This is a genomic window from Rosenbergiella australiborealis (genome assembly GCF_018494035.1).
GTDB classification, from domain to species: Bacteria; Pseudomonadota; Gammaproteobacteria; order Enterobacterales; family Enterobacteriaceae; genus Rosenbergiella; species Rosenbergiella australiborealis.
Genome location: NZ_JABBFO010000004.1, coordinates 25,159 through 49,277, shown reverse-complemented (window position 1 = coordinate 49,277; position 24,119 = coordinate 25,159). Strand labels below are relative to the sequence as shown.

The window sequence follows — 24,119 nt, the reverse complement described above, 5'->3', positions numbered from 1 at the left end:
AATTGAACGAAAAAACAGCACCCAACACAGGATTATGTCAACGACAGCTCCATTAAGGGGAGAGCTGTGACAAAATAGCATATTTCTTCTGTCGTTTATGCGGAGTATCAGTATGATGGATCGGAATTTTGATGACTTGGCAGAACGTTTTGCACAGAACATCTATGGCACACTTAAAGGACGTATACGTCAAGTTATTCTTTGGGAAGAGTTGGAGGCCATTTTAGCGACTCTACCCAAGACCCCGCTATCAATTCTTGATGCTGGCGGCGGCATAGGTCAAATCTCGGCGGGATTAGCCCAGCGTGGTCATCGTATAACGTTATGTGATGTTTCTGAGCAGATGTTGATACGGGCTAAACAGCATGCACAGGAGCGCGGTGTTGAATCGCAGATGACGTTTATCCAAACGCCGGCACAAGACGTCGGGCGTCAGTTAGACAGCCCGGTTGATGTTGTCTTATTTCATGCCGTGCTGGAGTGGATCGCAGAACCAGAGAAAACACTCGCGGCTTTATTCGACACGCTATCACCAGGCGGCGTGTTATCATTGATGTTTTACAATGTTCATGGTTTAACGCTGCAAAATCTAACGTTAGGGAATTTTGGTTATTTAAAGGCGCACATGAAGAAGCGAAAGAAAAAAACGCTTTCGCCCGATTACCCTCGAGATCCTGCTGAGGTCGAACTATGGTTACGCAACCTCGGTTTTGAAATAGAAAGTAAAGCGGGAATTCGAGTATTCAGTGACCTTATCCGCGATCTTCCGCCTTCTGCAAATGGTGAAGAAGGCATTATAGAAATGGAGCGGCGTTACAGTCGTCAGGAACCTTTTATGAGTTTAGGGCGTTATATACACGTTACGGCGCGTAAGCCTGTAAGAAAGGATGAGCTATGAGCGATTTTACCCAGACCATCCCTGAATTAGTGTCGTGGGCTCGAAAAAGTGATTTTGCAATCTCGCTTCCCGTCGAGCGATTGGCTTTTTTGCTCGCCATTGCGACACTCAACGGTGAACGTACGGAAGGTGAATTGACGGAAAGTGAATTATTGGATGCGTTCAAACATGTGAGTCGCGTTTTTGAACAAAGCCATGAAACGGTCGAGTTACGTGGGAATAATGCCATTAATGATATGGTTAAACAGCGTATTTTGAATCGTTTTACCTCCGAACACGCTGAGGGATATGCTATTTATCGCTTAACGCCTTTAGCGATTGGCATTACCGATTACTATGTTCGACAAAAAGAGTTCTCCACATTACGGTTATCGATGCAATTATCGATTGTTGGTCATGAACTTAAACGTGCTGCTGATGATGCGCATCAAGACGGTGACCAAATTCACTGGCACCGAAATGTTTTTGCGCCTCTTAAATATTCGGTAGCAGAAATCTTCGACAGTATTGACTTGACCCAACGTCAAATGGACGAACAGCAGCAGCAAATTAAACAAGAAATTGCTGACCTACTGAACAAAGATTGGCGTGCGGCGATTTCAAGTTGTGAGCTGCTGCTCTCCGAGACGTCTGGCACTTTACGTGAATTACAAGATACCTTGGAAGCTGCGGGAGATAAGCTGCAAACCCATTTACTTGTGATCCAAGAATCTATCTACAATGTGCCCGATTTAGCCTATCTCGATAAACTCATTTTTGAGCTACAAAATAAATTGGACAGGATTATCAGCTGGGGTCAGCAAGCGATAGATTTGTGGATCGGTTACGATCGTCATGTCCATAAATTTATCCGTACTGCCATCGACTTAGACAAAAATCGAGTCTTCGCCCAGCGATTAAGGCAGTCGGTACAGGGCTACTTTGATGCGCCTTGGGCGCTCACTTATAGCAGTGCTGATCGTTTGTATGATATGCGTGATGACGAAATGACATTACGTAACGATGCAGTGATGGGTGAACTTCCTCCCGAACTGGAATTTGAAGAATTCAGCGAAATTCGTGAGCAGCTTGTTGCAATGATTGAAAAGGCATTGCACGTCTACCGCAATGAAGGGAAAGCGCTCAATCTCGCCGAAGTCATGAAAGAATATCTCGCCGAGTATCCTCGTGCCCGACATTTTGACCTCGCTCGTATTGTGGTCGACCAAGCGGTGATACTGGGAGTTTCTCAAGCTGATTTAGCAGGATTACCTGCTGAGTGGCAAACTATTAATGAATATGGAGCTAAGGTGCAGGCACATGTCATCGACAAATATTGAACAAGTGATGCCAGTTAAATTGGCACAAGCTCTCGCTAACCCGTTATTTCCAGCGTTAGACAGTCAATTGCGCGCCGGTCGCCATATTAGTCTTGAAGATCTTGATCAACATGCCTTATTGATGGATTTTGAGCACGAACTTGCTGAATTTTATGCTCGCTATCATGTGGAACTCGTTCGTGCGCCAGAAGGATTTTTCTACCTTCGTCCACGTTCAACAACGCTTATCGCGCGTTCAGTGCTCTCCGAGCTAGATATGATGGTGGGTAAAATCTTATGCTATCTCTACCTCAGCCCAGAACGATTGGCTAACGAAGGGATTTTTACCTTCCAAGAACTGTATGACGAATTACTCAGCTTGGCTGATGAAAGTAAACTGCTACGTTTTGTGAATCAACGCTCAACGGGTTCAGATATCGATAGAGCAAAGCTCCTCGATAAGGTCCGTGGTTCTTTAAACCGACTACGTCGTTTAGGCATGGTTTGGTTTATGGCGAACGATAGTAGCAAATTTAGAATTAAAGAATCGGTGTTCCGCTTTGGTGCTGAAGTTCGCAGTAGTGATGACCCTCGCGAAGCGCAATTACGCCTGATACGTGAAGGTGAAGCGGTAGATTTAGAAAAAAGCTCAGCCCTGACTGATGATGAAAATGAGAGTGCTCGCGACGAGAGTGTTGAGGAGCAACAAGAAGGTGATGACGCATGATTGAACGTGGAAAGTTTCGTTCGCTTACTTTAGTAAACTGGAATGGATTTTTTGCCCGAACCTTTGACCTTGATGAGTTGGTCACTACGCTATCGGGTGGGAATGGCGCGGGTAAATCGACGACGATGGCGGCCTTTATTACCGCCTTAATTCCAGACTTAACGTTACTTCATTTCCGTAACACCACCGAAGCTGGCGCAACCTCTGGGTCACGTGATAAGGGGTTACATGGCAAGCTGCGTCCGGGCGTCTGCTACGCGGTCTTGGATGTGGTCAATTCACGTGGGCAACGCTCTCTGGTGGGTGTCAGGCTGCAACAAATTGCGGGTCGTGATAAGAAAGTCGATATTAAGCCGTTCAGTATCCACGATCTATCAGAAGATACTTTACCTACTGACTTACTCACTGAAATTGTTAACAGTCGTCAAGCTAAAGTACGTCCTTTGACTGAAGTCAAAGAGCTGCTGGACGCACAACAGCAAATGACGTTTAAAGCCTACAGCTCGGTGACTGATTATCACAGTATGATGTTTGATCATGGTATTGTGCCACGTCGTTTACGAAGTCAAAGCGACCGAAGTAAATTTTATCGATTAATCGAAGCTTCTCTTTATGGTGGGATTTCCAGCACCATCACTCGATCGCTGCGTGATTACTTATTGCCAGAAAACGGTGGTGTGCGTAAGGCCTTCCAAGATATGGAAGGGGCCTTACGTGAAAATAGGATGACTCTTGAGGCAATTCGGGTCACACAGGCTGATCGGAATCTCTTCAAGCATTTGATCACTGAAGCCACAGACTATGTTGCCGCGGATTATATGCGTCATGCGAATGATCGCCGTATTAATTTGGATAGCGCAATTGTACTGCGCCAAGAGCTACTGACAGGTCGTCATCAGCTCAAAACAGATCAATTCCGTCATGTTGAAATGGCGCGTGAATTATCCGAGCATGTCGGCGCAGAAGGGGATTTGGAAAGCGAATATCAGGCTGCTAGCGATCATCTCACGGTGGTACAGAATGCTGTTCGCCAGCAGGAAAAAATTGAGCGTTACGAAAATGAAATCGAAGAGCTCTCTTATCGTTTGGAAGAGCAGCAAGAAGTGGTGGCTGAAGCCCAAGAGATCAACGAAGAGAACCATGCCAATGTTGAAGCCTCTGAGGTAGAAGTTGATGAACTTAAAAGCCAGCTCGCCAACTTCCAACAAGCCCTCGATGTGCAACAAACCCGGGCGATACAATACCAACAAGCCATCAAAGCGTTGCAACGTGCGAAGGACGTATGTAGCCTCGATGAGCTAACTGCTGATAATGCAGGAGAATGGCAGGCATGTTTCCAAGCACGTGAAGAGGAAGCGACCCAATTACTGCTGAATCTGGAGCAAAAGCTTAGTGTTGCGCAAGCCGCGCATGGCCAATTTAATCAAGCTTATGAATTAGTACAGCAGATCAATGGTACGGTAAATCGTGCGGATGCGTGGCAAGTTGGTCGAGAATCCTTACGCCAAGCACAGCAACAACGCCATCTTGCCGAGCAATTACCGGGACTACGCGCACGCCTTTCTGAACTTGAACAACGTTTGCGTGAACAACATGATGCCGAACGTTTACTGGCGGAGTTCTGCAAACGCCAAGGACAGCAGTTCGACGCAGAAATGCTTGAAGAGTTACATCGCGAATACGAAGCGCGTATCGAACAACTGGCGGCGGGGGTAGACGAAGCAAGTGAACAGCGTTTATTGCATCGTCAATCGTTGGATCACATTCGTGAGAAAATAAGTACGCTGACCAATAAAGCACCTCATTGGTTAGCGGCACAAGAGATCTTGATACAACTAAGCGAACAGACAGGGCAAGTCTTTACGCAAAGTAGTCAGGTCACCGAATATATGCAGTATCTGCTAGAGCGTGAGCGTGAAACTACCGTTGAGCGTGATGAGATAGCCAGTCGCAGACGCCAGGTCGAGCAGCAAATTGAACGTTTGAGTCAACCGGGTGGTGCGGAAGATAGTCGTCTTAATCACTTGGCTGAGAAATTCGGGGGAGTATTACTCTCAGAGATTTACGATGATGTCACCCTAGAAGATGCGCCTTACTTCTCGGCGTTATATGGCCCATCGCGTCATGCTATTGTGGTACCTGAACTTGCTCCAATCCAAGCATTATTAGCGGATTTGGAAGAGTGCCCGGAAGATCTTTATTTAATCGAAGGGGATCCACAATCTTTTGACGATAGTGTCTTTACGGTTGAAGAACTGAACAAAGCCGTCGTGGTCAAAATTGCCGAGCGACAATGGCGTTATTCTCGCTTTCCAAAAGTGCCGTTATTTGGCCGTGCTGCAAGGGAAAGTGAGCTTGAGCGACTTTCTCAAGAGCGAGATGCCCTTAGCGAAAAATATGCAACGCTCTCCTTTGACGTTCAGAAAACGCAACGTTTACATCAGTCATTCAGTCGTTTTATTGGTAACCACCTAGCGATTGTATTTGAACAAGATCCTGAGGCGCAGATCCGTCAACTGACCACACGTCGTACCGATATTGAACGTGCGATGGCTAATCATGAGGCGAATACACAGCAGCAACGTCAACAGTTTGAAAGTGCGCGTGAAGGTGTTGCACAGTTGAATCGCTTATTACCGCGAGTCAGTCTATTATTGGACGATACTTTAGCTGACCGTTGCGAAGCGTTACGCGAACAAGTTGAAGAAGCGCAAGATGCGGCACGTTTCCTGCAACAATATGGGCAAAAATTAGCGAAACTTGAACCCATGATCGCTGTGTTACAAAGCGATCCGGAGCAGCATCAGCAACTCGAAGCGGATTATCAAGCGGCTCAGCAACAACAGCGTACCTACCGCCAACAGGCATTTTCTCTGACGGAAGTGGTTCAACGTCGGGCGCATTTTAACTACGCTGAAGCCGAGGGAATGCTCGACGGCAATAGCGATCTGACACAAAAATTACGTCAGCAGTTAGTCCACGCCGAGAATGAACGCGCAGAACTTCGCGAACGTTTACGTCAGCACCAACAACAATTAACACAAAGTAGTCAATTACTTGCATCGTTAAAGAGCTCTTATGATGCAAAACGCGATATGTTAGCTGAACTGCAGCAAGAGATGCAGGCACTCGGTACAAAAGCTGATCCACACGCCGAGTTACAAGCGAAAGAGCTACGAGATTCCTTATATAACCAGTTAAGTCACAACCGTGCTCGTCGTCATCAATTAGAAAAACAGCTCACTTTCTGTGAAGCGGAGATGGATAGTTTACAAAAACGCTTACGCAAGGTAGAGCGTGATTACAGTCAAAGTCGTAGCCAAGTCGTGTCAGCGAAGGCTGGCTGGTGTACAGTTCTGCGTCTAGTTAAAGAAAATGGACTTGAAAGACGTTTACATCGTCGTGAGCTTGCTTACCTAGGCGGCGATGAGCTGCGCTCAATGTCCGATAAGGCTTTAGGCGCATTACGTTTAGCGGTGGCCGATAATGAACATCTGCGTGATGTTTTACGGCTCTCCGAAGATCCCCGTTATCCAGAGCGAAAAATTCGTTTCTTTATCGCGGTTTACCAGCACTTACGTGAACGTATCCGCCAAGATATTATTCGTACGGATGACCCGATCGAAGCTATCGAACAAATGGAAATTGAGCTTAATCGTTTAACCGAAGAGCTGACATCTCGTGAACAAACCCTGGCGATAAGCTCGCGCAGTGCTGCGAATATTATTCGTAAAACGATCCAACGCGAACAAACGCGGATTCGCCAATTGAACCAAGGGTTACAAGCGGTGAAGTTCGGACAAGTGAATAGTGTGCGTCTTAACGTCAATGTCCGTGAAGCACACTCGATCCTCTTGGAGACCTTGGCTCAAGATCATGAACAACATCAAGACCTGTTCAATAGCCAACGATTAACCTTTTCCGAGGCATTAGCAAAATTATATCAACGCCTCAATCCTCATATCGATTTAGGCAGTCGTACGCCGCAAGTGATTGGCGAGGAACTTCTTGATTACCGTAATTATCTGGAAATGGAAGTTGAAGTGAATCGCGGTTCTGATGGTTGGTTACGCGCTGAGAGTGGGGCGCTTTCAACCGGTGAAGCAATCGGTACAGGGATGTCTATTCTCGTTATGGTCGTACAAAGCTGGGAAGATGAGTCGCGTCGACTACGGGGTAAAGATATTTCACCTTGTCGTTTACTCTTCCTAGATGAGGCGGCACGTCTGGATGCACGCTCAATTGCAACGCTTTTTGAGTTATGTGAACGTCTTGAAATGCAATTAGTGATCGCAGCACCAGAAAATATTAGTCCGGAAAAGGGGACTACTTACAAACTGATGCGTAAAGTGGTTAATGACGTTGAACATGTTCATGTTGTTGGATTAAAAGGGTTTTCACCAGAACCATCAATAACACCTCCTCCAGTTCAGCCGACGGCTGACATTAGTTAGATAAAGATAAATTATCAATACTTAAGAATCGAACGACATTTGTTTATAACAAATGTCGTTTTTTCGTTTACACTCAAAGGAAGAAAATAATAAAAAACATTGAACTTTTTGATGCGTGTCTCAACAAGGTAAGGAGTCAGGGATGTTTCTAAAGAGTTTTCAGCTCAAACCGGTAATGCTATTTGGCACAATGTCTTTAGCTATCGGTTTTTCATCGGTAACGGAAGCGGCCGCTGAGCAGTCGAGCTCACCGATCACTCATATTAAAACAGCTAATCAGCGTATCGTCTCGATTTACCAAGCGTTACCTGCAGGCGTCACTCCTTACTATGGCAGTTTGTTAACTTCTGTTTATCGTCAACATCACTCTCTCCCTATGTGGGGCGATGACCAAGCAATTCGTGGCTTTGAACAGCAACTTTCTGAAGTAGCGCTCTCTGGCGTCCAACCGCAATTTGCACGATGGCTTTCACTACTGAGTCGTAACGATTTATCCAGTGATGCCCGCGATGTTATTTTATCCGATGCACTATTAGGTTACCTACAATTTGTAAGTGCAGCGCCAGCACAGGGTGAGTCATGGTTCTATGGCCCGAATGGATTTCACTTAAGCGCGCCAAGCACTGCGTTAATCGATCGCTGGCTTCAAGCTGTCAATCATGGCACAACTCAAAGTTTCATTGATGGGCTAGTCCCGCAACATCCGCAATATCGGTCCATGCAAAAAGCCTTGGTAGTGTTACTGGCTGATAATAAACCTTGGCCAAAACTAGACTTGAGTCGGACGTTACGCCCTGGCGACAGTGATCCTTCTGTACCACAATTAAGGCAGCTATTGGTCCGTGGCGGCTGGCTTAGCGAGGCACAAGCGGCGGTTGCAACAGTACCGACGACAAGTCAACCAGTGGCTCAGCAACCAGCGCCGAGTGAACAACGTATGTTAGCCCCTGCACAGCCGTCAATGCTAACGCCTGCAAGCAGCGGCCCTGCCGAAGATATCTACTCGGATGCATTAGTTTCAGCAGTAAAACGTTTTCAGCATTGGCAGGGACTAACGGATGACGGCGTAATTGGCTTAAAAACCCGTGAATGGCTGAATATCACACCACATCAGCGAGCGACATTATTGGCGCTTAATATGCAACGTCTACGATTGTTACCTGATGATATGCATAACGGTATTATGGTCAACATTGCCAACTATACACTTAACTATTATGTCGATGGTAAGACCATTTTATCGTCGCGTGTGATTGTTGGACGTCCAGACAGGAAAACGCCACTGATGCGTAGCGCGTTAAATAGCGTCGTGCTCAACCCAACGTGGACAGTTCCCAATACGCTAATACGTGAAGATCTTGTACCAAAACTGCGTAGAGATCCAAGTTACTTAGAAAAACATAACTTCACGCTCTATTCTGGATGGGGGGCTAATGCAACAGCTGTTAATCCTTCAAGTGTCAATTGGCAAACCGTCTCAGCGACAGCGTTCCCTTATCGTGTACAACAGTCGCCTGGCCCACAAAATGCGTTAGGGCGTTATAAGTTTAATATGCCGAGCTCCGATGCAATCTATTTGCATGACACACCCAATCACGGGCTTTTCGAGCAGGATATTCGTGCCATTAGTTCTGGTTGCGTACGGATCAACAAAGCGGCACAACTTGCGGGAATTCTCTTGAAAGATGTCGGCTGGGATCAGAGTCGCATAGCATCGACGATAGACAGTCGCGTTACACGTCCAATTGCTATCCGTCATCGTATTCCGGTGAATTTGTATTATCTCACGGCTTGGATTAGTGATGATGGCCAAGCACAATTTAGAACTGATATTTACAGTTATGACCAGCTAGCGAGAGGAGGCTGGAGTTCATTGGCTAATGCAGAAAAATTCTTGTTATAGGATGATCCTTCAGCTGGCGATTCTGCCAGCTGATTTTCTTTCAAACTGTAATTAAGTTGACTGTTATCATGTCTGCGTCTTGACGAAGCACAACAGTGTGGGTATGGTTCCCCTGTTGTTTTTTTGCCCTTCTGTCTCGCGGATGCTATGCCCATGGAAAAAATTGATTCTCATCGACGTAAACTACTTTTATTAGGTTCAGTTGCAGCGGGATTATCGTGCTTACCGCAGTTTGCTCAAGCCTCGTTATCGACCTCTCGTCCCAAGATCTTGACACTGAATAACATCCATACCGGGGAAAGTTTAAAAGCAGAGTTTTTCAACGGTAAAACGTATAATCCAAGTGAACTCGTACGACTTAACCATTTCTTCCGCGATTATCGCGCCGATAAAATTCATGCGATTGATCCTCATCTTTTTGAACATATCTACCGTTTGCAAGTTATGCTTGAAACGAAAAAACCTATCCAGCTAGTGTCTGGTTTTCGCAGTATTGCGACAAATGATGAATTGCGTAGTCGCAGCGCGCGTAGTGGGGTCGCTAAACATAGCTATCATACGTTAGGGCAGGCGATGGATTTTCATATCGAAGGTATTGCATTGAATAACGTGCGTAAAGCTGCTCTAAAAATGAATGCGGGTGGCGTAGGTTATTATCCGAAAAGCAATTTTGTTCATATTGATACTGGACCGGTTCGGCATTGGTCATAAGGTTACACATGGATTCCCTCACTTACCAACTGATTCCGGTAACTGCGTTTACGCAGAATTGTAGCTTAGTGATCTGTAATAAGACGATGAAAGCCGTTCTCATTGATCCCGGTGGCGACGCGCAAAAAATTATTCAAATTGTTGCTCAGCAACCGATTCAAATTGAGAAGATTTTGCTGACTCATGGTCATCTCGATCATGTCGGGGCAGCGAATGTGTTAGCCGAGCATTATCGAGTACCGATGATTGGTCCCCACCAAGACGATCGCTTTTTGTTCGATAGCTTGCCTGAGCAAAGTGCGATGTTCGGTTTCCCACCTTGCCCAGTATTTTATCCCGATAAGTGGTTAGCGGAAGGTGATTACGTTAGCGTGGGTGCTTGCGAGTTTGAAGTATTACATTGTCCAGGTCATACCCCCGGGCATATTGTTTTTTATTATGCTGAGCAACGTCTACTTTTTTCTGGTGATGTGATCTTTAAAGGCGGTGTGGGACGCACAGATTTCCCTCGCGGGAATGCACAACACTTAATAACGTCTATCGAACAAAAATTATTACCGTTGGGGGATGACGTTACTTTTATTCCTGGCCATGGTCCCCGTTCGACATTAGGCCACGAACGAGTCACTAATCCATTTCTACGTTAATATTTTGCCCGGCGATTGCCGGGCAAAAAGGTCAACGCGTAACCGTAATGATCGACTCACACAGGCGGGACATATTTTCTGGCGTCATCCCAGCAATATTGATTCGTCCTGAAGCCACTGCGTAAATCGCAAATTCTTCACGTAACCGTGTCACTTGCTCTTTAGTTAAGCCACTAAACGAAAACATGCCGTTTTGCCTGTTGATAAAGGAAAAGTCCTGAGTAGCACCTTTTTCTTGCAGGGTTTGTACAAAGAGTTGACGCATACGTTGGATCCGCTGGCGAACCTCTAAGAGTTCTTGTTCCCAAATAGTTCTTAAAGTCTGGTCATTGAGAATGGTTGCTACTACCGCTGCCCCGTGTGACGGCGGGTTCGAGTAGTTGGCCCGGATCACCGCTTTCACTTGGCTAAATGCATCGCTAGCTGCTTGCGGTGTGGCTGCCCGTAAAGTAAATGCTCCTGTACGTTCATTATATAATCCAAAGTTTTTAGAGTATGAACTGCAGACGATAAATTCTTGATGGGATTCAGCAAATAGGCGTAAACCTTGTGCATCTTCGTCCAGGCCTTGGCCAAGACCTTGATAAGCGAAATCAAAGAGAGGTAAAAGAGATTTACGTTGAATAAACGCCGAAAGTTGCTGCCACTGTTCAGGGGTAGGGTCAATGCCAGTTGGGTTATGGCAGCAGCCATGTAAAACCACAACATCACCTGCTTTTGCCGACTCCAGAGCTGCTAACATCGCTGCGATATCAAAGGTGTGTGTCTCTGGCTGATAATAAGTATAAGTCGCGACTTCTAATCCACTGGCTGCGAAAATATTGTGATGATTCGGCCACGTTGGGTTACTGACCCACACACGTCTAGTCGTAGTGTGTTGGGCAAGAAAGTCAGCCGCAACACGTAATGCACCCGTACCGCCAGGCGTTTGTGCGGTATAGAGACATTGGCTGTCAAGTAGCGGATTTTCTGTACCCAAAAGCAAACGTTGACTTGCTTGCGCGTAGGATGCATAGCCTTCAATACTGAGATAATTTTTACTTGTTTCAGTTTCTAATAACTGCTGTTCAGCTTTTTTAACGCTGATCATGACAGGGGTGAGCCCCGTTTCATCTTTGTAAACACCTATACCTAAGTTAATTTTATTTGGGCGAAGGTCACTTTTATACAGATCAGCGAGTCCTAAAATAGGATCAGCCGGTGCAGCAGGAATTGATTCAAACATAATAAAATCCGAATTGAAGTATCGTAGGCTTAGGGTAGCGATATGCTAAAGTCGGTACAACCGTTAAAGAATAAAATTATGATTATTTAGACTTAAGAATGAGGTGCTACTGAGCGGTATTCACGCATCAGTAGCTGCCTCGTAATGCCTTAGAATTGGTAAACAAGACCTGTCGCAATAACATTACTATTACTGTTACCCAGTTTGTTATCACTTCCTAACTGGTTAATACGGTAATCAATATACGTCGACATATTTTTATTGAAGTAGTAGCTAGTACCGACTTCAATATATTTAACTAGGTTAACATCGCCAATACCTTCAACATCTTTAGCTTTGGATTGTATAAAGGCCAGTGAAGGACGCAGACCGAAATCAAATTGATACTGCGCGATAGCTTCAAAGTTTTGTGTTTTGTTAGCAAAACCGACTTTAGAAACACCATTAATATCGCTACTAATACGTGTTGCATTTTGGCCTTCAGCATAGGTTACCGCAACATAGTAGGGGCTTTTATCAAACTTAATTCCCGCACCCCAGACACTAGCCGTATCACCACGTCCGTAACTGAGGTTGTTTTGGCTAGCTAATCGGTTTTGCTGTTGGTATGCCCCAGTAATACCAAAGCCATAGGGTAGGGAATAGCTTGTGGAAACGCCCCAACCATCACCGTTTGAAAGCTGCGTGTCAGTACGTTCATTTTTGCCTTGATACTGAACCGCTACATTCAATCCTTCCACTAATCCAAAGAAACCGGCATTACGGTAAGTGGCAACCCCAGTGGTCCGTCCTGTCATGGAGTCCGTGTAGCTAAAATTCCCTCCAAATTCTGGCAACATATCGGTATAGCTCAATACATCGTAAGCCACCGCATAGTTACGGCCATAATCAATTGAACCATATTGATTGAAACGTAACCCAGCAAAGCCTAGGCGGGTAGTATTACCATTTTGTGCATCACTCCCTTCGCTGTTGTTCGCCTGAACGTTGTATTCCCATTGACCATACCCCGTAAGGCTATCATTGATTTGCGTTTCGCCTTTAAAGCCGAAACGCACATAGGAAAAATCGCCATTATTACTGCTATCATCTGAAAAATAATGCAGCCCAACAGCTTTACCGTATAAATCTAAGGTATTACCATCTTTGTTATAAATTTCAGCAGCTTGTGCTGATGATATCGCTAAGAGACCTGGCATGAGTAGAGAAAGAATTTTACGCTTCATCATTAATACCCTCGTTGGCATTATTAATATATTTATTATGTTTTTAGATTTAAAAGACCCTTACGGGGTTGTATTGAACAGCAATAAGTACACGCCGTACAAATGTGTCGTAACGAAATGAAGATAGATATCACATTTGTAATGGTATCAAAAAGTAACATAGAGTTACTTTTCATTTTGCACAATGATCTCAATCAATGAGCAAAAAAAAATCCGCCGAAGCGGATTTTTTTGTGTTGAGATATTTAGAAGTTTGCACTGCGAGGCGTTCGGGGAAAGGCAATCACATCACGGACGTTTTGCACGCCGGTCACATAGGAGACAAGGCGCTCAAAGCCTAGTCCAAAGCCTGAGTGGGGCACGGTACCGTAGCGACGTAAGTCGCGATACCACCAATAATCTTCTTTGTTAAGCCCCATCTCTGCTAAACGTTGGTCAAGGACATCTAAACGCTCTTCACGCTGTGAACCACCGATAATTTCACCAATACCTGGTGCGAGGACATCCATAGCGGCAACAGTTTTACCATCATCGTTTAAACGCATATAGAAAGCTTTAATATCTTTCGGATAGTTTTTAACAACTACGGGGGCAGCAAAATGTTTCTCTGCTAAGTAACGTTCATGCTCAGAAGAGAGATCAATTCCCCATTCAACAGGGTTTTCAAAGGCTTGACCTGATTTGAGTAGAATATCAATCGCATCGGTATAGTCTATTTGCGCGAAATCACTGCTGACGAATTTTTCTAAACGGGTAATAGCATCTTTATCGACACGTTCTGCAAAGAACGCAAGATCGTCTCCCCGTTCTTTTAATACGGCATTAAAGCAGTATTTTAACATTGCTTCGGCTAAGGCTGCTGCATCATCTAAATGTGCGAAAGCAACTTCAGGTTCAACCATCCAGAATTCAGCTAAGTGACGACTGGTGTTTGAGTTCTCGGCACGAAACGTCGGACCAAAAGTATATATTTTAGAGAGTGCGCTTGCGTAGGTTTCGCCGTTTAACTGACCTGAAACGGTTAAAAATGCCTCTTTACCAAAGAAGTCTTGGCTATAGTCAACTTTGCCTTGATCGTTACGTGGCAAGTTTTCCAGATCTAATGTAGAAACACGAAATAGTTCACCAGCACCTTCAGTATCCGATGCAGTGATCAGTGGGGTCGATACCCAAAAGTACCCTTGTTCGTTAAAGAAACGATGAATAGCTTGGGCAAGGGTATTACGCACACGAGCAACCGCACCGATAAGGTTTGTGCGTGGGCGTAGATGCGCGACTTCACGAAGATATTCAATACTATGGCGTTTGGCTGCCATCGGGTAACTATCGGGATCTTCTACCCAACCCACAACGTTAACGTGGGTAGCTTGTAATTCAAAGGATTGGCCCTGTCCAGGCGATGCCACAACCGTTCCAGTAATTTCAACTGAACAGCCAGTGGTCAAATGTAAAACTTCGTTTTGATAATTAGGAAGCGAATTATTAACGACCGCCTGAACGGGATTAAAGCAGGAGCCATCGTAAATGGCGATAAAGGAAATACCGGCTTTGGAATCTCTACGGGTACGTACCCAGCCGCGTACTGTAACTTCTGACTCTACAGCTACACGGCCGTCTAGCACGTCCACGACAGGCACTATGCTCATAATTATCTCTCTGTTTGATGGAATCACTATTGAATTATATAGGATATGTTACACAGACAGACTAAGTAAAGAAGCAAATTGATAGAAAAAAACAGATGGGGCCAGATTAACTCTGGCCATAGGCTAGCCGGTACAATTAATCTTCGGTAAGTCGAAGGCTTTTTCAAGAGCTTTGACAAACGAGACGTCTTGGCAAATGGTCTTTCCTGGGCTGTCGGATAATTTTGCTACAGGTTTACCGTCACAGCTGGTTAATTTAATGACGATATTCAGTGGATTGACGCCAGGAAGATCACAGGTTAAGCGGGTGCCTACACCAAAAATGATATTAATACGGGGATCAAAATGACGGTAAAGTTCCAAAGCTTTCTCTAAAGTCAAACTGTCTGAGAAGACTAACGTTTTATCCCGTGGGTCGATACCTAATGAATGATAATGCTTGATGATTTTCTCACCCCATATTATCGGATCCCCCGAGTCGTGACGAACACCTTGGTAACGGTTAGCAAAATTAAAACCAAAATCACGTAAAAATGCATCGGTAGCGATACAGTCGGTGAGCGCGATACCTAACATATCGTTATATTCTTCAAGCCAAGCCTGAAGCGCTGCTCGTTGGCTATGGGCTAACTCGGAGCTAATTTGCTGATGCGCTTGGAACCATTCATGGGCTTGGGTACCTACCGGTGCAAGTTGGTGACGACGGGCAATATCATAATTACTCGTCCCTACTAGCCAAGGTACTTGCCCGATTAAATCTGCGACCACTGCATCTTGGACTGAGCGTGAAAAGCGTCTGCGCGTGCCAAAATCCATTAACTTAAAACGTGACATATCTAAGTCAGCGGAATCGGCTTTAAATTGAGCGAGTTTGGTATTAAGCAGTGCAAGAGCGTCAGCCGCAGTCACTTTAGGAGAACGGTGACGATGAACGATTTCAGATATCAGGGCTAGCAGAGGGACTTCCCAAAGAATAACTTCTACCCACGGGCCTGAAATAGTTAATACCAATTTTCCTCGTTGATCACTTACCGTGACTTGATGAGGATTAAAACGAAAGTTTTTTAGCCAGTTAAGATAATCAATAGTAAAAAAGGGTAGTGAGGCTAAATAACGATATTCTTCGTCAGTTAACACCAGTTGTTCCATTAGCGCGATCTGCGTGTTGATTTCCTCAGCATAAATACCGAGTAACTCATCGCCCCGGCAACGAAATTCGGCGGTAACGGATAAATGTCGATAGCGATGAAACACAGCTTGCTGCATATGCAGTTTATACGCATCAGTATCAAGCAGTGTGGTCAATATCGGAGAAGCAAGTGGTTTCATAGTGCTTATCAGCATCCTTTAAACAGTATCACTCTGCAGCCCGGCAGAAAAAGGTGTTGTTCAGGCAATAGTATAACGTGTCGCACTGAAAAGTGAATTGAATCACACCATAGATCATTCTCTAAATCGAGATTAATTCGTGCTAATTGTTAAAATTATGTTTGTCCTGATAATCACTTGCTGCTAGGGACTGGAATCTGTTATAGAGAGCGCCTAGACTTTGTCTTATCACTCTATTCATTCATACGGACATTGCATGACACAGCAACCACAAGTTAAGTATCGTAAAGATTATACGGCACCCGAATTTACCATTACCGATATTGATTTAACGTTTCATTTGGATGAAAAAGCCACCAAGGTATTGGCAATAAGTCAAGTGAAGCGTTGTGAAGCGTCTGCGAAAGACTTGCTTCTTCAAGGTGAAGATCTCACGCTGATCAGTGTGAAAATTAATGGATCCGTATGGCAGGACTATTCTATAGAAGAGGGCAACTTACTGCTGCGTGGTGTCCCTGATCTGTTTGAACTTGAGATTGAAAATACCATTCACCCTGATCAAAATACTGCTTTGGAAGGCCTTTATAAATCAGGTGAGGCGCTTTGTACACAATGTGAAGCAGAGGGTTTTCATCACATTACTTGGTATTTAGACCGCCCGGATGTCTTGGCTCGTTTTACAACGACCATTTATGCCGATAAACATCAGTACCCCTACCTACTTTCAAACGGTAACCGGATTGACGGAGGAGATCTTGACAATGGCCAACATTGGATAAAATGGCAAGATCCGTTCCCTAAACCGTGCTATCTGTTTGCATTGGTTGCCGGGGAATTCGACGTACTCCGTGACGTCTTTACAACAAAATCTGGACGTCAGGTGGCGCTCGAAATCTTTGTTGATCAAGGTAATCTCGACCGTGCAGAATGGGCAATGACTTCACTTAAGCAAAGTATGAAGTGGGACGAGCAACGTTTTAATCTTGAGTATGACCTCGATATATTCATGATTGTGGCTGTCGATTTCTTTAATATGGGGGCGATGGAGAATAAAGGGTTAAATATTTTTAACTCCAAATATGTGTTAGCCAAACCCGAAACCGCCACCGATAAAGATTATTTGAACATTGAAGCCGTGATCGGTCATGAATATTTCCATAACTGGAGTGGTAACCGCGTTACCTGCCGAGATTGGTTTCAGCTTAGTCTAAAAGAGGGATTAACAGTCTTTCGTGACCAAGAGTTTAGCTCTGATTTAGGGTCACGCGCCGTTAACCGTATCGATAATGTCCGTGTGATGCGCGGCGCGCAATTTGCAGAAGATGCAAGCCCAATGGCTCACCCAATCCGTCCAGAGCAAGTGATGGAAATGAACAATTTTTACACGTTGACCGTGTATGAAAAAGGGTCAGAAGTCATCCGGATGATGCATACTTTGTTGGGCGAAGAAAAATTTCAAGCCGGTATTGCTCTCTATTTCCAACGTCATGACGGCAGCGCATCGACCTGTGAAGATTTTGTTAAAGCCATGGAAGATGCTTCTGGTATTGACTTAACACAATTCCGTCAGTGGTATCGTCAATCCGGTACCCCCATTCTGACGGTTGAGGACGATTACGATCCCAATACAGAAACCTATACACTCACGGTAACGCAAGAGACTCCGGCAACAGCCGATCAAGCGGAGAAAAAACCGCTCCACATTCCATTATCTATTGAATTGTATGATAACGAAGGGCAGGTTATCCCTCTACAATATAAAGGAGAAGCGATCGATCCCGTTCTCAATGTGACGGAGTCTACACAGATTTTTGTTTTTGATAAGGTCTGGTTTCAACCAACTCCTGCGTTATTGTGTGAATTTTCTGCGCCAGTAAAACTGCATTATCAATGGAGCGACTCACAGCTCACTTTCCTTATGCAACATGCCCGCAATGCCTTTTCACGCTGGGATGCGGCACAAAGTTTATTAGCCATCTATCTTAAATTGAATATTTCACGTTTTGCTCAGCAGCAGGCACTTTCTGTACCTCGTCATGTGGTTGATGCGTTCAGCGCCGTATTGACGGATGAGATGATCGACCCTGCACTCAAGGCTCAAATTTTCACACTGCCTTCTGAAAATGAAATTGCTGAGTGGTTTGAAGTGATTAATCCTACTGCAATTGCGGCAGTGAGAGCCTCTCTGCAACAACTGCTTGCGACGGCACTCGCAGATGAATTAAAGGCGGCTTATCAACAGAATCAATGTGAACATTATCAAGTAACAGAAGAGGACATTGGCAAGCGCGCATTGAAAAATGTCGCACTGTCATACTTAGTTTTTTCCGATCCCCAACTTGGTGAGCAACTGACCGTCACACAATATCATAACGCTAACAATATGACTGACGCGCTGGCAGCAATTAGCAGCGCAGTTGCTGCACAGCTTCCTGCCGCAGAGCAGCTATTGACGGAATGGGATGAGCGTTGGCATCAAGATGGATTGGTTATGGATAAGTGGTTTATTTTACAAGCGACACGCCCTGATCCACAGGTATTAGATCTTGTACGTCAGCTTTTGAACCATCGCTCGTTCACCATGAAGAATCCAAATCGTGTGCGTTCGTTGATTGGCGCTTTCTGTTCAGCGAATCCCGCAGCTTTCCATGCAGAAGATGGCTCCGGTTATCAGTTCCTTGTCGAAATGCTGACGGATCTCAATCATCGTAACCCCCAAATTGCCGCAAGGATGATTGAGCCTTTAATTAGACTGAAACGTTATGATGAACATCGTCAAAAATTAATGCGTAATGCGTTAGAACAGTTACTAAAACTTGAACATCTATCACGTGATTTATATGAGAAAATTACCAAAGCTCTAGCGGCTTAATAGGCCTCTGAACACGCGCTGGGCATCATGCCTGGCGCGTATCTTACCTACCCATGCAAGTAAAATTTACTTTCTGTGTAAAACTGCTACCATCCCCCCCTGACTGAAGTCTGTTGCTATCACTATTGTCAGCCATTTTGGAGGGGAAATGTTGTATCCATTAATTCGTTCTGCACTGTTCCAGTTTGATGCCGAGAAAGTGCACGAACAAACCATACATGCGTTAAAAAAAATAAGTGGAACACCTCTCGAAACGCTGATCACTCAACGTTTAATCAGCAAACCTGTGCAATCGATGGGAATCACCTTCCCCAATCCTGTGGGATTAGCGGCAGGATTAGATAAAAATGGTGAATGTATCGATGCTTTTGCCGCAATGGGCTTTGGTTTTATTGAAATTGGAACGGTGACGCCACGTGCACAGGCCGGAAATGACAAGCCAAGATTGTTCCGCCTTGAGCAAGCTGAAGGAATTATTAATCGTATGGGATTTAATAATCACGGCGTCGACCAGCTTGTTGAGAATGTAAAAAAAGCGCGTTACCGTGGAATCTTGGGCATTAATATTGGTAAAAATAAAGATACACCGGTGGAGCAAGGCAGTGATGATTATTTGCTCTGTATGGAAAAAGTCTATGCACACGCCAGCTATATTACGGTCAATATTTCTTCACCAAATACGCCGGGATTACGTTCACTACAATATGGGGCGGCCCTTGATGAATTACTGGCAGCCATTAAAAATAAGCAGCGTGACCTTCAACAACGCCATTTAAAATATGTCCCCATAGCGGTAAAAATTGCGCCAGATCTTACTATTGAAGAATTGATTCAAGTGGCTGACAGTTTAGTCCGACATAATATAGACGGTGTGATTGCCACTAATACCACTCTCGACCGTTCCTTGGTTACCGGCTTGCCGCATGCCAATGAAGCGGGGGGGTTAAGTGGGCGTCCGGTACAACAGAAATCGACAGAAATTATTACTCGTCTACATAGCGAATTGAACGGAGCCTTACCGATTATCGGCGTTGGTGGCATTGACTCGCTGATTGCGGCAAAAGAAAAACAAGCTGCTGGGGCAACTTTATTACAAGTTTATTCCGGATTTATTTATCACGGCCCAAAACTTATTAAAACTATCGTGTCGGGAATTTAATCAATATTGAGCCCGCACAGAAATAATGGTTTATTTTTTGTGCGGTGTCGTTTATATTTCATTCATGTTTTTAATAGATAAATAAATTAGGTCGAATATATCTATTTAATCTCAATAATATTTAGGGGTAATCAATGCATTTTATACCCGATGACTGCTGGCAATGGCAATACGATAAAGAACAAGATGCAGTGATCTTGGATTTTAATAATGGAAGTACTTTTACCTCTCGTTTTTCATCTAAGATGTTGATTCCAGATGCTTTTTCATCTCATCCTTTTTGCGTGGATGACGCGGCGCTCTTCTATCAATTCAAAGAAACTTGCCGAAGTATTGAGCTTGACGATGAACAAGCGCAACAACTGATTATCAATAGCTTAATTGCTTATCGTTTCCTCAAACCGCAAATGCCTAAGAGTTGGCACTTCACTCCGCGCCAACGCTCATTTCAGCCAACAACCGGTGAGCTAGTCTTAACGGAACTCACCAGTAATAATAAGCAAGCGTTACTACTGGTGGTAGAGAGCAACCCACAGGCTTCTTTATGTATCGTCGCACAACCTGAGCTACTGTTAAACAGTGGGAAATCCTTATACTTAGGCGATGCGATCAAAATTATGAATGACCGTTTAATGGCTTGGCAGCCCGAGCAATCTCTTTTGTTGGAAAAGGTGGGATAATTTAGTCGAGTTCGAGTCGTAACGGGCCACTGGCCGGAATACAGCTGCAACTTAGGATCTGTGATGCAGAACTTGCCTGAGCGTTTAGGGCTTTCACTTCACCAGTGATTTTTGTCAAACGGCAGCTTCCACAGCTTCCTACTCGACAGGAGTAGGGAATAGAAAACCCCTGAAGTTCGAGTTGCTCTAATAAAATTTGTTGGTTGTTACCCATAAACCGTTGCCCAGAAAATTCAATTTCTACGTTTTTTTCCGGGGGAAGCGTGGCGACTTCACTATCAGCTAACGGCGTCTTTTCGGCATAGAGCCGTGGAGATTTTGTTTGCAATACGCTCATTTCATCGCCGACACGAATAATCCCGCTGTTTCGCGCAATCAAATTCAATCCAAAATCGATGGCTCCCGTTCCATCAGCCGCTTCCCTAAATTGTGCTAATGTTCGCATTGGTTCGCCATTTGGGTGTTTACGAGCGGTTTTGCTATTGACCGTCGTGAGAATACAGCGACTACAAGGCTTTGCAACCTCGAAAACAATATCCCCAATACGGATTATCGACCAATGATCCTCTTGCCAAGGAAGGGCTCCGGTGACGATGATATTCGCTCTAAACTGGTCGATATGAACGCCCGCTGAACAGCGATTTTGTAAATCGGCTAACGAACTTTCATTGACTAATAAAAAAGGGTAGCCATCGGCAAATGAGAGTGGATATTCAGGGCGTTTAGAGATCTTGCGCTGGGGTTTTTCGCCTATCCAACGGAGTTGTACAGGATGAGGAAAATAGCCACTCAACCATGTATTGATTGCTTGGGGCGCAATTTTTGCGTCGAAACGATTCCCCCATACTTCGGTAGGGAAGTCAGCCGATAAGAAATCGTTCACCGTTATCCAAGCATGTTGTTGGTCTGGGGCAACGAGGTAGAGACCATCTCGCGTTATAGTCGGTGTAAAACGGAGCATTTCAGGATATTTACGGGCGGTAATAAAGGTGCCATCTTCTAATGTCAGCATAAAATTACGATCCCACGTCAACCCAGTGGCCTCCACCAGTGCGTGCGAAAGCTGTGTTCCTTGCATTGACTTGACAGGGTAAGTGAACAATTTAGAGAGGGTAATCATTAAAAGGTGTCTCTTTCAGTCGTATCCATTGCAGTAACTTTATGACATAGCGCCGCGATTCGCTATACTAAGCACAAATTTTCCGAATTAAAGATATTATTATGAATTCTCTTTTTGCCAGCACCGGTCGTGGACTGGAAGAACTTTTAAAAACAGAACTTGAGGGCTTCGGTGCTCAAGAATTACGACTGGTACCAGGAGGTGTTCACTACACTGGCAACGATGAAGTGATGTACCGTAGTCTCCTATGGAGCCGTATTGCTTCTCGTATCATGTTACCGCTGGGAGAATTCAACGTTTTTAGTGACCTTGACCTCTACGTCGGCGCCCAATCTATTGCGTGGGATGAAATCTTCGACGCAGAATCCTCATTTGTTATCCACTTCCAAGGTACGAATGATGAAATCCGTAACAGCCAGTTTGGTGCCCTACGGATTAAAGACGCCATTGTTGATAGTTTTACGCGTAAAAATCTACCTCGCCCTAACGTAGATCGGGACTATCCTCATATCCGGATCAATGCATGGTTACATCGTGATAAGGTCAGTATCTCTCTCGATTTAAGCGGTGATGCCTTGCATCAACGTAACTATCGTCACGCGACCGGACAAGCCCCGTTAAAAGAAACCTTAGCTGCGGCAATCATTATGCGTTCGGGCTGGAAAGCCGGTACACCGATGGTTGATCCGATGTGTGGTTCAGGCACCTTACTAATTGAAGCAGCGATGATGGCGGCTGATAGAGCTCCTGGTTTATTACGTGACCACTGGGGCTTCTACGCATGGAAAAAATTCAATCAGGCGGAATGGGATAAGTTAATTGCTGAAGCGCAGCAACGCGCAAACCTAGGGATGCAAGGGAAGCAAATCCGTTTCTTCGGTTATGATAATGATGGACAAGTCATCGAACGCGCACAGGCCAATGCCCGACGTGCAGGCGTTGCACCTTTCATTAGCTTTAAACGTCAAGATGCCTTGCAACTGAAAAACCCTCAAGCCGAGGGGGAAGCCGGCACGGTCATCAGTAACCCACCTTACGGTGAACGTTTAGAAAATGAGCCTGCGTTAATCGCGTTACATAGTCAATTAGGTCGGATTCTTAAGGCCCAATTTGGAGGGTGGAATCTCTCAATATTTAGCGGTTCGCCGGAACTCCTTGATTGTTTACAATTGCGTGCTGACCGTCAATTTAAGGCGAAAAATGGCCCACTTGATTGTATACAAAAGAATTACAAATTACGGGCGATGGTTGAAGGACAGACTGTCGGAGAGTTGGCACCGGACTTTGCTAACCGTCTACGGAAAAATATTAAAAAATTAGACAAATGGGCTAAGCAAGAGGGTATCGAATGTTATCGTATCTATGATGCAGACTTGCCCGACTATAATATCGCCATTGACCGCTATGCAGATTGTGTTGTCGTACAAGAGTATGCTCCTCCGAAAACTATCGATATGCAAAAGGCCCGTCAACGTCTATTTGACGTGATTAGCGTGACCCTACAAGTGCTGTCGTTACCGGCGAATAAGCTAGTGCTCAAGACGCGTGAGCGCCAAAAAGGCACTCAGCAATACCAAAAACTGGCGACGAAAAATGATTTTTTTGAAGTCAGTGAATTTAATGCGCGTTTTTGGGTGAACTTGACCGATTATCTCGACACGGGATTATTTATTGACCACCGCTTGGCTCGTAAAATGTTAGGTGCGATGAGCCATAATAAAGATTTTCTTAATCTTTTCGCCTATACCGGTACCGCAAGTGTTCATGCAGCCTTAGGCGGCGCGCGCTCGACAACGACAGTCGATATGTCACGGACTTACTTAGAATGGGCTGAGCGTAACTTTCAACTGAATAATATTTCTGGGCAATCACATCGTTTAATCCAGGCGGATTGTTTGAGCTGGATTAAAGAGTCGCGTGAAACCTTTGATGTTATCTTTATCGATCCGCCAACGTTCTCGAATTCAAAGCGGATGGAAGAGAGTTTTGATGTTCAACGTGACCATTTGTCGTTGCTGACCGATCTACAATATTTGCTGCGTACAAACGGTACCATCATGTTCTCTAATAATAAACGTGGTTTTCGCATGGATCACGACGGCTTACAGGCGGTCGGTTTACAAGCACGCGATATTACTGCGAAAACACAATCTGAAGATTTTTCTCGTAACAAACACATTCACAATTGCTGGTTAGTCACGCGTGTGGGTGAGGAATCATAACT

At 44.8% G+C, this 24,119-nt stretch carries 16 protein-coding genes; 11 read left to right on the top strand and 5 right to left on the bottom strand.

What is annotated here, in order from left to right; genetic code table 11:
• The first annotated feature begins 112 nt into the window (after window positions 1-112).
• The 7 genes from cmoM (at window position 113) to HGT73_RS06005 (ending at window position 10,638) form a co-directional block, all read left to right on the top strand.
• Window positions 113-898: a tRNA uridine 5-oxyacetic acid(34) methyltransferase CmoM gene (gene cmoM, locus HGT73_RS06035; RefSeq protein ID WP_214212772.1), complete on the top strand. Its 786-nt coding sequence runs from the start codon at window positions 113-115 to the stop codon at window positions 896-898.
• Window positions 895-2,217 (top strand): chromosome partition protein MukF, encoded by a 1,323-nt coding sequence (mukF, locus tag HGT73_RS06030; protein ID WP_214212771.1) that lies wholly within the window; start codon window positions 895-897, stop codon window positions 2,215-2,217. The genes cmoM and mukF overlap by 4 nt, the downstream gene beginning before the upstream one ends.
• Window positions 2,198-2,923 carry a chromosome partition protein MukE gene (gene mukE, locus HGT73_RS06025; protein WP_214212770.1) on the top strand — a complete coding sequence of 242 codons (726 nt, stop codon included), beginning with the start codon at window positions 2,198-2,200 and terminating at the stop codon, window positions 2,921-2,923. Before mukF ends, mukE begins: the two co-directional genes overlap by 20 nt.
• On the top strand, window positions 2,920-7,377 hold the full coding sequence (gene mukB / locus HGT73_RS06020) for a chromosome partition protein MukB (protein ID WP_214212769.1): 4,458 nt from the start codon (window positions 2,920-2,922) through the stop codon (window positions 7,375-7,377). The genes mukE and mukB overlap by 4 nt, the downstream gene beginning before the upstream one ends.
• Before the next feature lie 142 nt (window positions 7,378-7,519).
• Complete coding sequence (gene ldtD, locus HGT73_RS06015; RefSeq protein ID WP_214212768.1) at window positions 7,520-9,280, top strand: L,D-transpeptidase; 1,761 nt, start codon at window positions 7,520-7,522, stop codon at window positions 9,278-9,280.
• A 153-nt stretch (window positions 9,281-9,433) separates the two neighbouring features.
• On the top strand, window positions 9,434-9,991 hold the full coding sequence (locus HGT73_RS06010) for a YcbK family protein (protein WP_214212767.1): 558 nt from the start codon (window positions 9,434-9,436) through the stop codon (window positions 9,989-9,991).
• Window positions 9,992-9,999: 8 nt separating this feature from the next.
• Window positions 10,000-10,638, top strand: a complete 639-nt coding sequence (locus HGT73_RS06005; protein WP_214212766.1) for an MBL fold metallo-hydrolase — start codon at window positions 10,000-10,002, stop codon at window positions 10,636-10,638.
• 31 nt (window positions 10,639-10,669) lie between these two features.
• Here the strand turns inward: HGT73_RS06005 and HGT73_RS06000 are convergent, their stop codons facing one another.
• The 4 genes from HGT73_RS06000 to pncB all read right to left on the bottom strand — a co-directional run bounded on the left by HGT73_RS06000 (window position 10,670) and on the right by pncB (window position 16,064).
• Window positions 10,670-11,863 carry an amino acid aminotransferase gene (locus HGT73_RS06000; RefSeq protein WP_214212765.1) on the bottom strand — a complete coding sequence of 398 codons (1,194 nt, stop codon included), beginning with the start codon at window positions 11,861-11,863 and terminating at the stop codon, window positions 10,670-10,672.
• 149 nt (window positions 11,864-12,012) lie between these two features.
• Entirely contained in the window at window positions 12,013-13,092 is a 1,080-nt protein-coding gene (locus HGT73_RS05995; protein WP_276516117.1) for a porin, read from the bottom strand.
• 242 nt (window positions 13,093-13,334) lie between these two features.
• A complete protein-coding gene (gene asnS, locus HGT73_RS05990) occupies window positions 13,335-14,735 on the bottom strand; it encodes an asparagine--tRNA ligase (protein ID WP_214212764.1) in 1,401 nt (466 codons plus the stop codon).
• A 123-nt stretch (window positions 14,736-14,858) separates the two neighbouring features.
• Entirely contained in the window at window positions 14,859-16,064 is a 1,206-nt protein-coding gene (gene pncB, locus HGT73_RS05985; RefSeq protein ID WP_214212763.1) for a nicotinate phosphoribosyltransferase, read from the bottom strand.
• A gap of 256 nt (window positions 16,065-16,320) precedes the next feature.
• On the opposite strand from pncB, the gene pepN reads away from it, so the two are divergent.
• The 3 genes from pepN (at window position 16,321) to HGT73_RS05970 (ending at window position 20,775) form a co-directional block, all read left to right on the top strand.
• Entirely contained in the window at window positions 16,321-18,936 is a 2,616-nt protein-coding gene (gene pepN, locus HGT73_RS05980; RefSeq protein WP_214212762.1) for an aminopeptidase N, read from the top strand.
• Window positions 18,937-19,084: 148 nt separating this feature from the next.
• A complete protein-coding gene (pyrD, locus tag HGT73_RS05975) occupies window positions 19,085-20,095 on the top strand; it encodes a quinone-dependent dihydroorotate dehydrogenase (protein ID WP_214212761.1) in 1,011 nt (336 codons plus the stop codon).
• Between the two features lie 134 nt (window positions 20,096-20,229).
• Window positions 20,230-20,775, top strand: a complete 546-nt coding sequence (locus HGT73_RS05970; RefSeq protein ID WP_214212760.1) for a cell division protein ZapC — start codon at window positions 20,230-20,232, stop codon at window positions 20,773-20,775.
• Window position 20,776: 1 nt separating this feature from the next.
• Here the strand turns inward: HGT73_RS05970 and HGT73_RS05965 are convergent, their stop codons facing one another.
• The gene (locus tag HGT73_RS05965) at window positions 20,777-21,895 is read right to left on the bottom strand and encodes a YcbX family protein (protein WP_214212759.1); all 1,119 of its coding nucleotides are present in this window, start codon (window positions 21,893-21,895) and stop codon (window positions 20,777-20,779) included.
• A gap of 101 nt (window positions 21,896-21,996) precedes the next feature.
• Between HGT73_RS05965 and rlmKL the strand changes: the two genes are divergently transcribed.
• Window positions 21,997-24,117, top strand: a complete 2,121-nt coding sequence (gene rlmKL, locus HGT73_RS05960; protein ID WP_214212758.1) for a bifunctional 23S rRNA (guanine(2069)-N(7))-methyltransferase RlmK/23S rRNA (guanine(2445)-N(2))-methyltransferase RlmL — start codon at window positions 21,997-21,999, stop codon at window positions 24,115-24,117.
• Window positions 24,118-24,119: the final 2 nt, after the last annotated feature.

Excerpts from the sequence above, each read along its gene's own strand:
- cmoM (WP_214212772.1), top strand. The coding sequence starts at position 113 with ATGATGGATCGGAATTTTGATGACTTGGCAGAACGTTTTGCACAGAAC.
- mukF (WP_214212771.1), top strand. The coding sequence starts at position 895 with ATGAGCGATTTTACCCAGACCATCCCTGAATTAGTGTCGTGGGCTCGA.
- mukE (WP_214212770.1), top strand. The coding sequence starts at position 2,198 with ATGTCATCGACAAATATTGAACAAGTGATGCCAGTTAAATTGGCACAA.
- mukB (WP_214212769.1), top strand. The coding sequence starts at position 2,920 with ATGATTGAACGTGGAAAGTTTCGTTCGCTTACTTTAGTAAACTGGAAT.
- ldtD (WP_214212768.1), top strand. The coding sequence starts at position 7,520 with ATGTTTCTAAAGAGTTTTCAGCTCAAACCGGTAATGCTATTTGGCACA.
- HGT73_RS06010 (WP_214212767.1), top strand. The coding sequence starts at position 9,434 with ATGGAAAAAATTGATTCTCATCGACGTAAACTACTTTTATTAGGTTCA.
- HGT73_RS06005 (WP_214212766.1), top strand. The coding sequence starts at position 10,000 with ATGGATTCCCTCACTTACCAACTGATTCCGGTAACTGCGTTTACGCAG.
- HGT73_RS06000 (WP_214212765.1), bottom strand. The coding sequence starts at position 11,863 with ATGTTTGAATCAATTCCTGCTGCACCGGCTGATCCTATTTTAGGACTC.
- HGT73_RS05995 (WP_276516117.1), bottom strand. The coding sequence starts at position 13,092 with ATGATGAAGCGTAAAATTCTTTCTCTACTCATGCCAGGTCTCTTAGCG.
- asnS (WP_214212764.1), bottom strand. The coding sequence starts at position 14,735 with ATGAGCATAGTGCCTGTCGTGGACGTGCTAGACGGCCGTGTAGCTGTA.
- pncB (WP_214212763.1), bottom strand. The coding sequence starts at position 16,064 with ATGAAACCACTTGCTTCTCCGATATTGACCACACTGCTTGATACTGAT.
- pepN (WP_214212762.1), top strand. The coding sequence starts at position 16,321 with ATGACACAGCAACCACAAGTTAAGTATCGTAAAGATTATACGGCACCC.
- pyrD (WP_214212761.1), top strand. The coding sequence starts at position 19,085 with ATGTTGTATCCATTAATTCGTTCTGCACTGTTCCAGTTTGATGCCGAG.
- HGT73_RS05970 (WP_214212760.1), top strand. The coding sequence starts at position 20,230 with ATGCATTTTATACCCGATGACTGCTGGCAATGGCAATACGATAAAGAA.
- HGT73_RS05965 (WP_214212759.1), bottom strand. The coding sequence starts at position 21,895 with ATGATTACCCTCTCTAAATTGTTCACTTACCCTGTCAAGTCAATGCAA.
- rlmKL (WP_214212758.1), top strand. The coding sequence starts at position 21,997 with ATGAATTCTCTTTTTGCCAGCACCGGTCGTGGACTGGAAGAACTTTTA.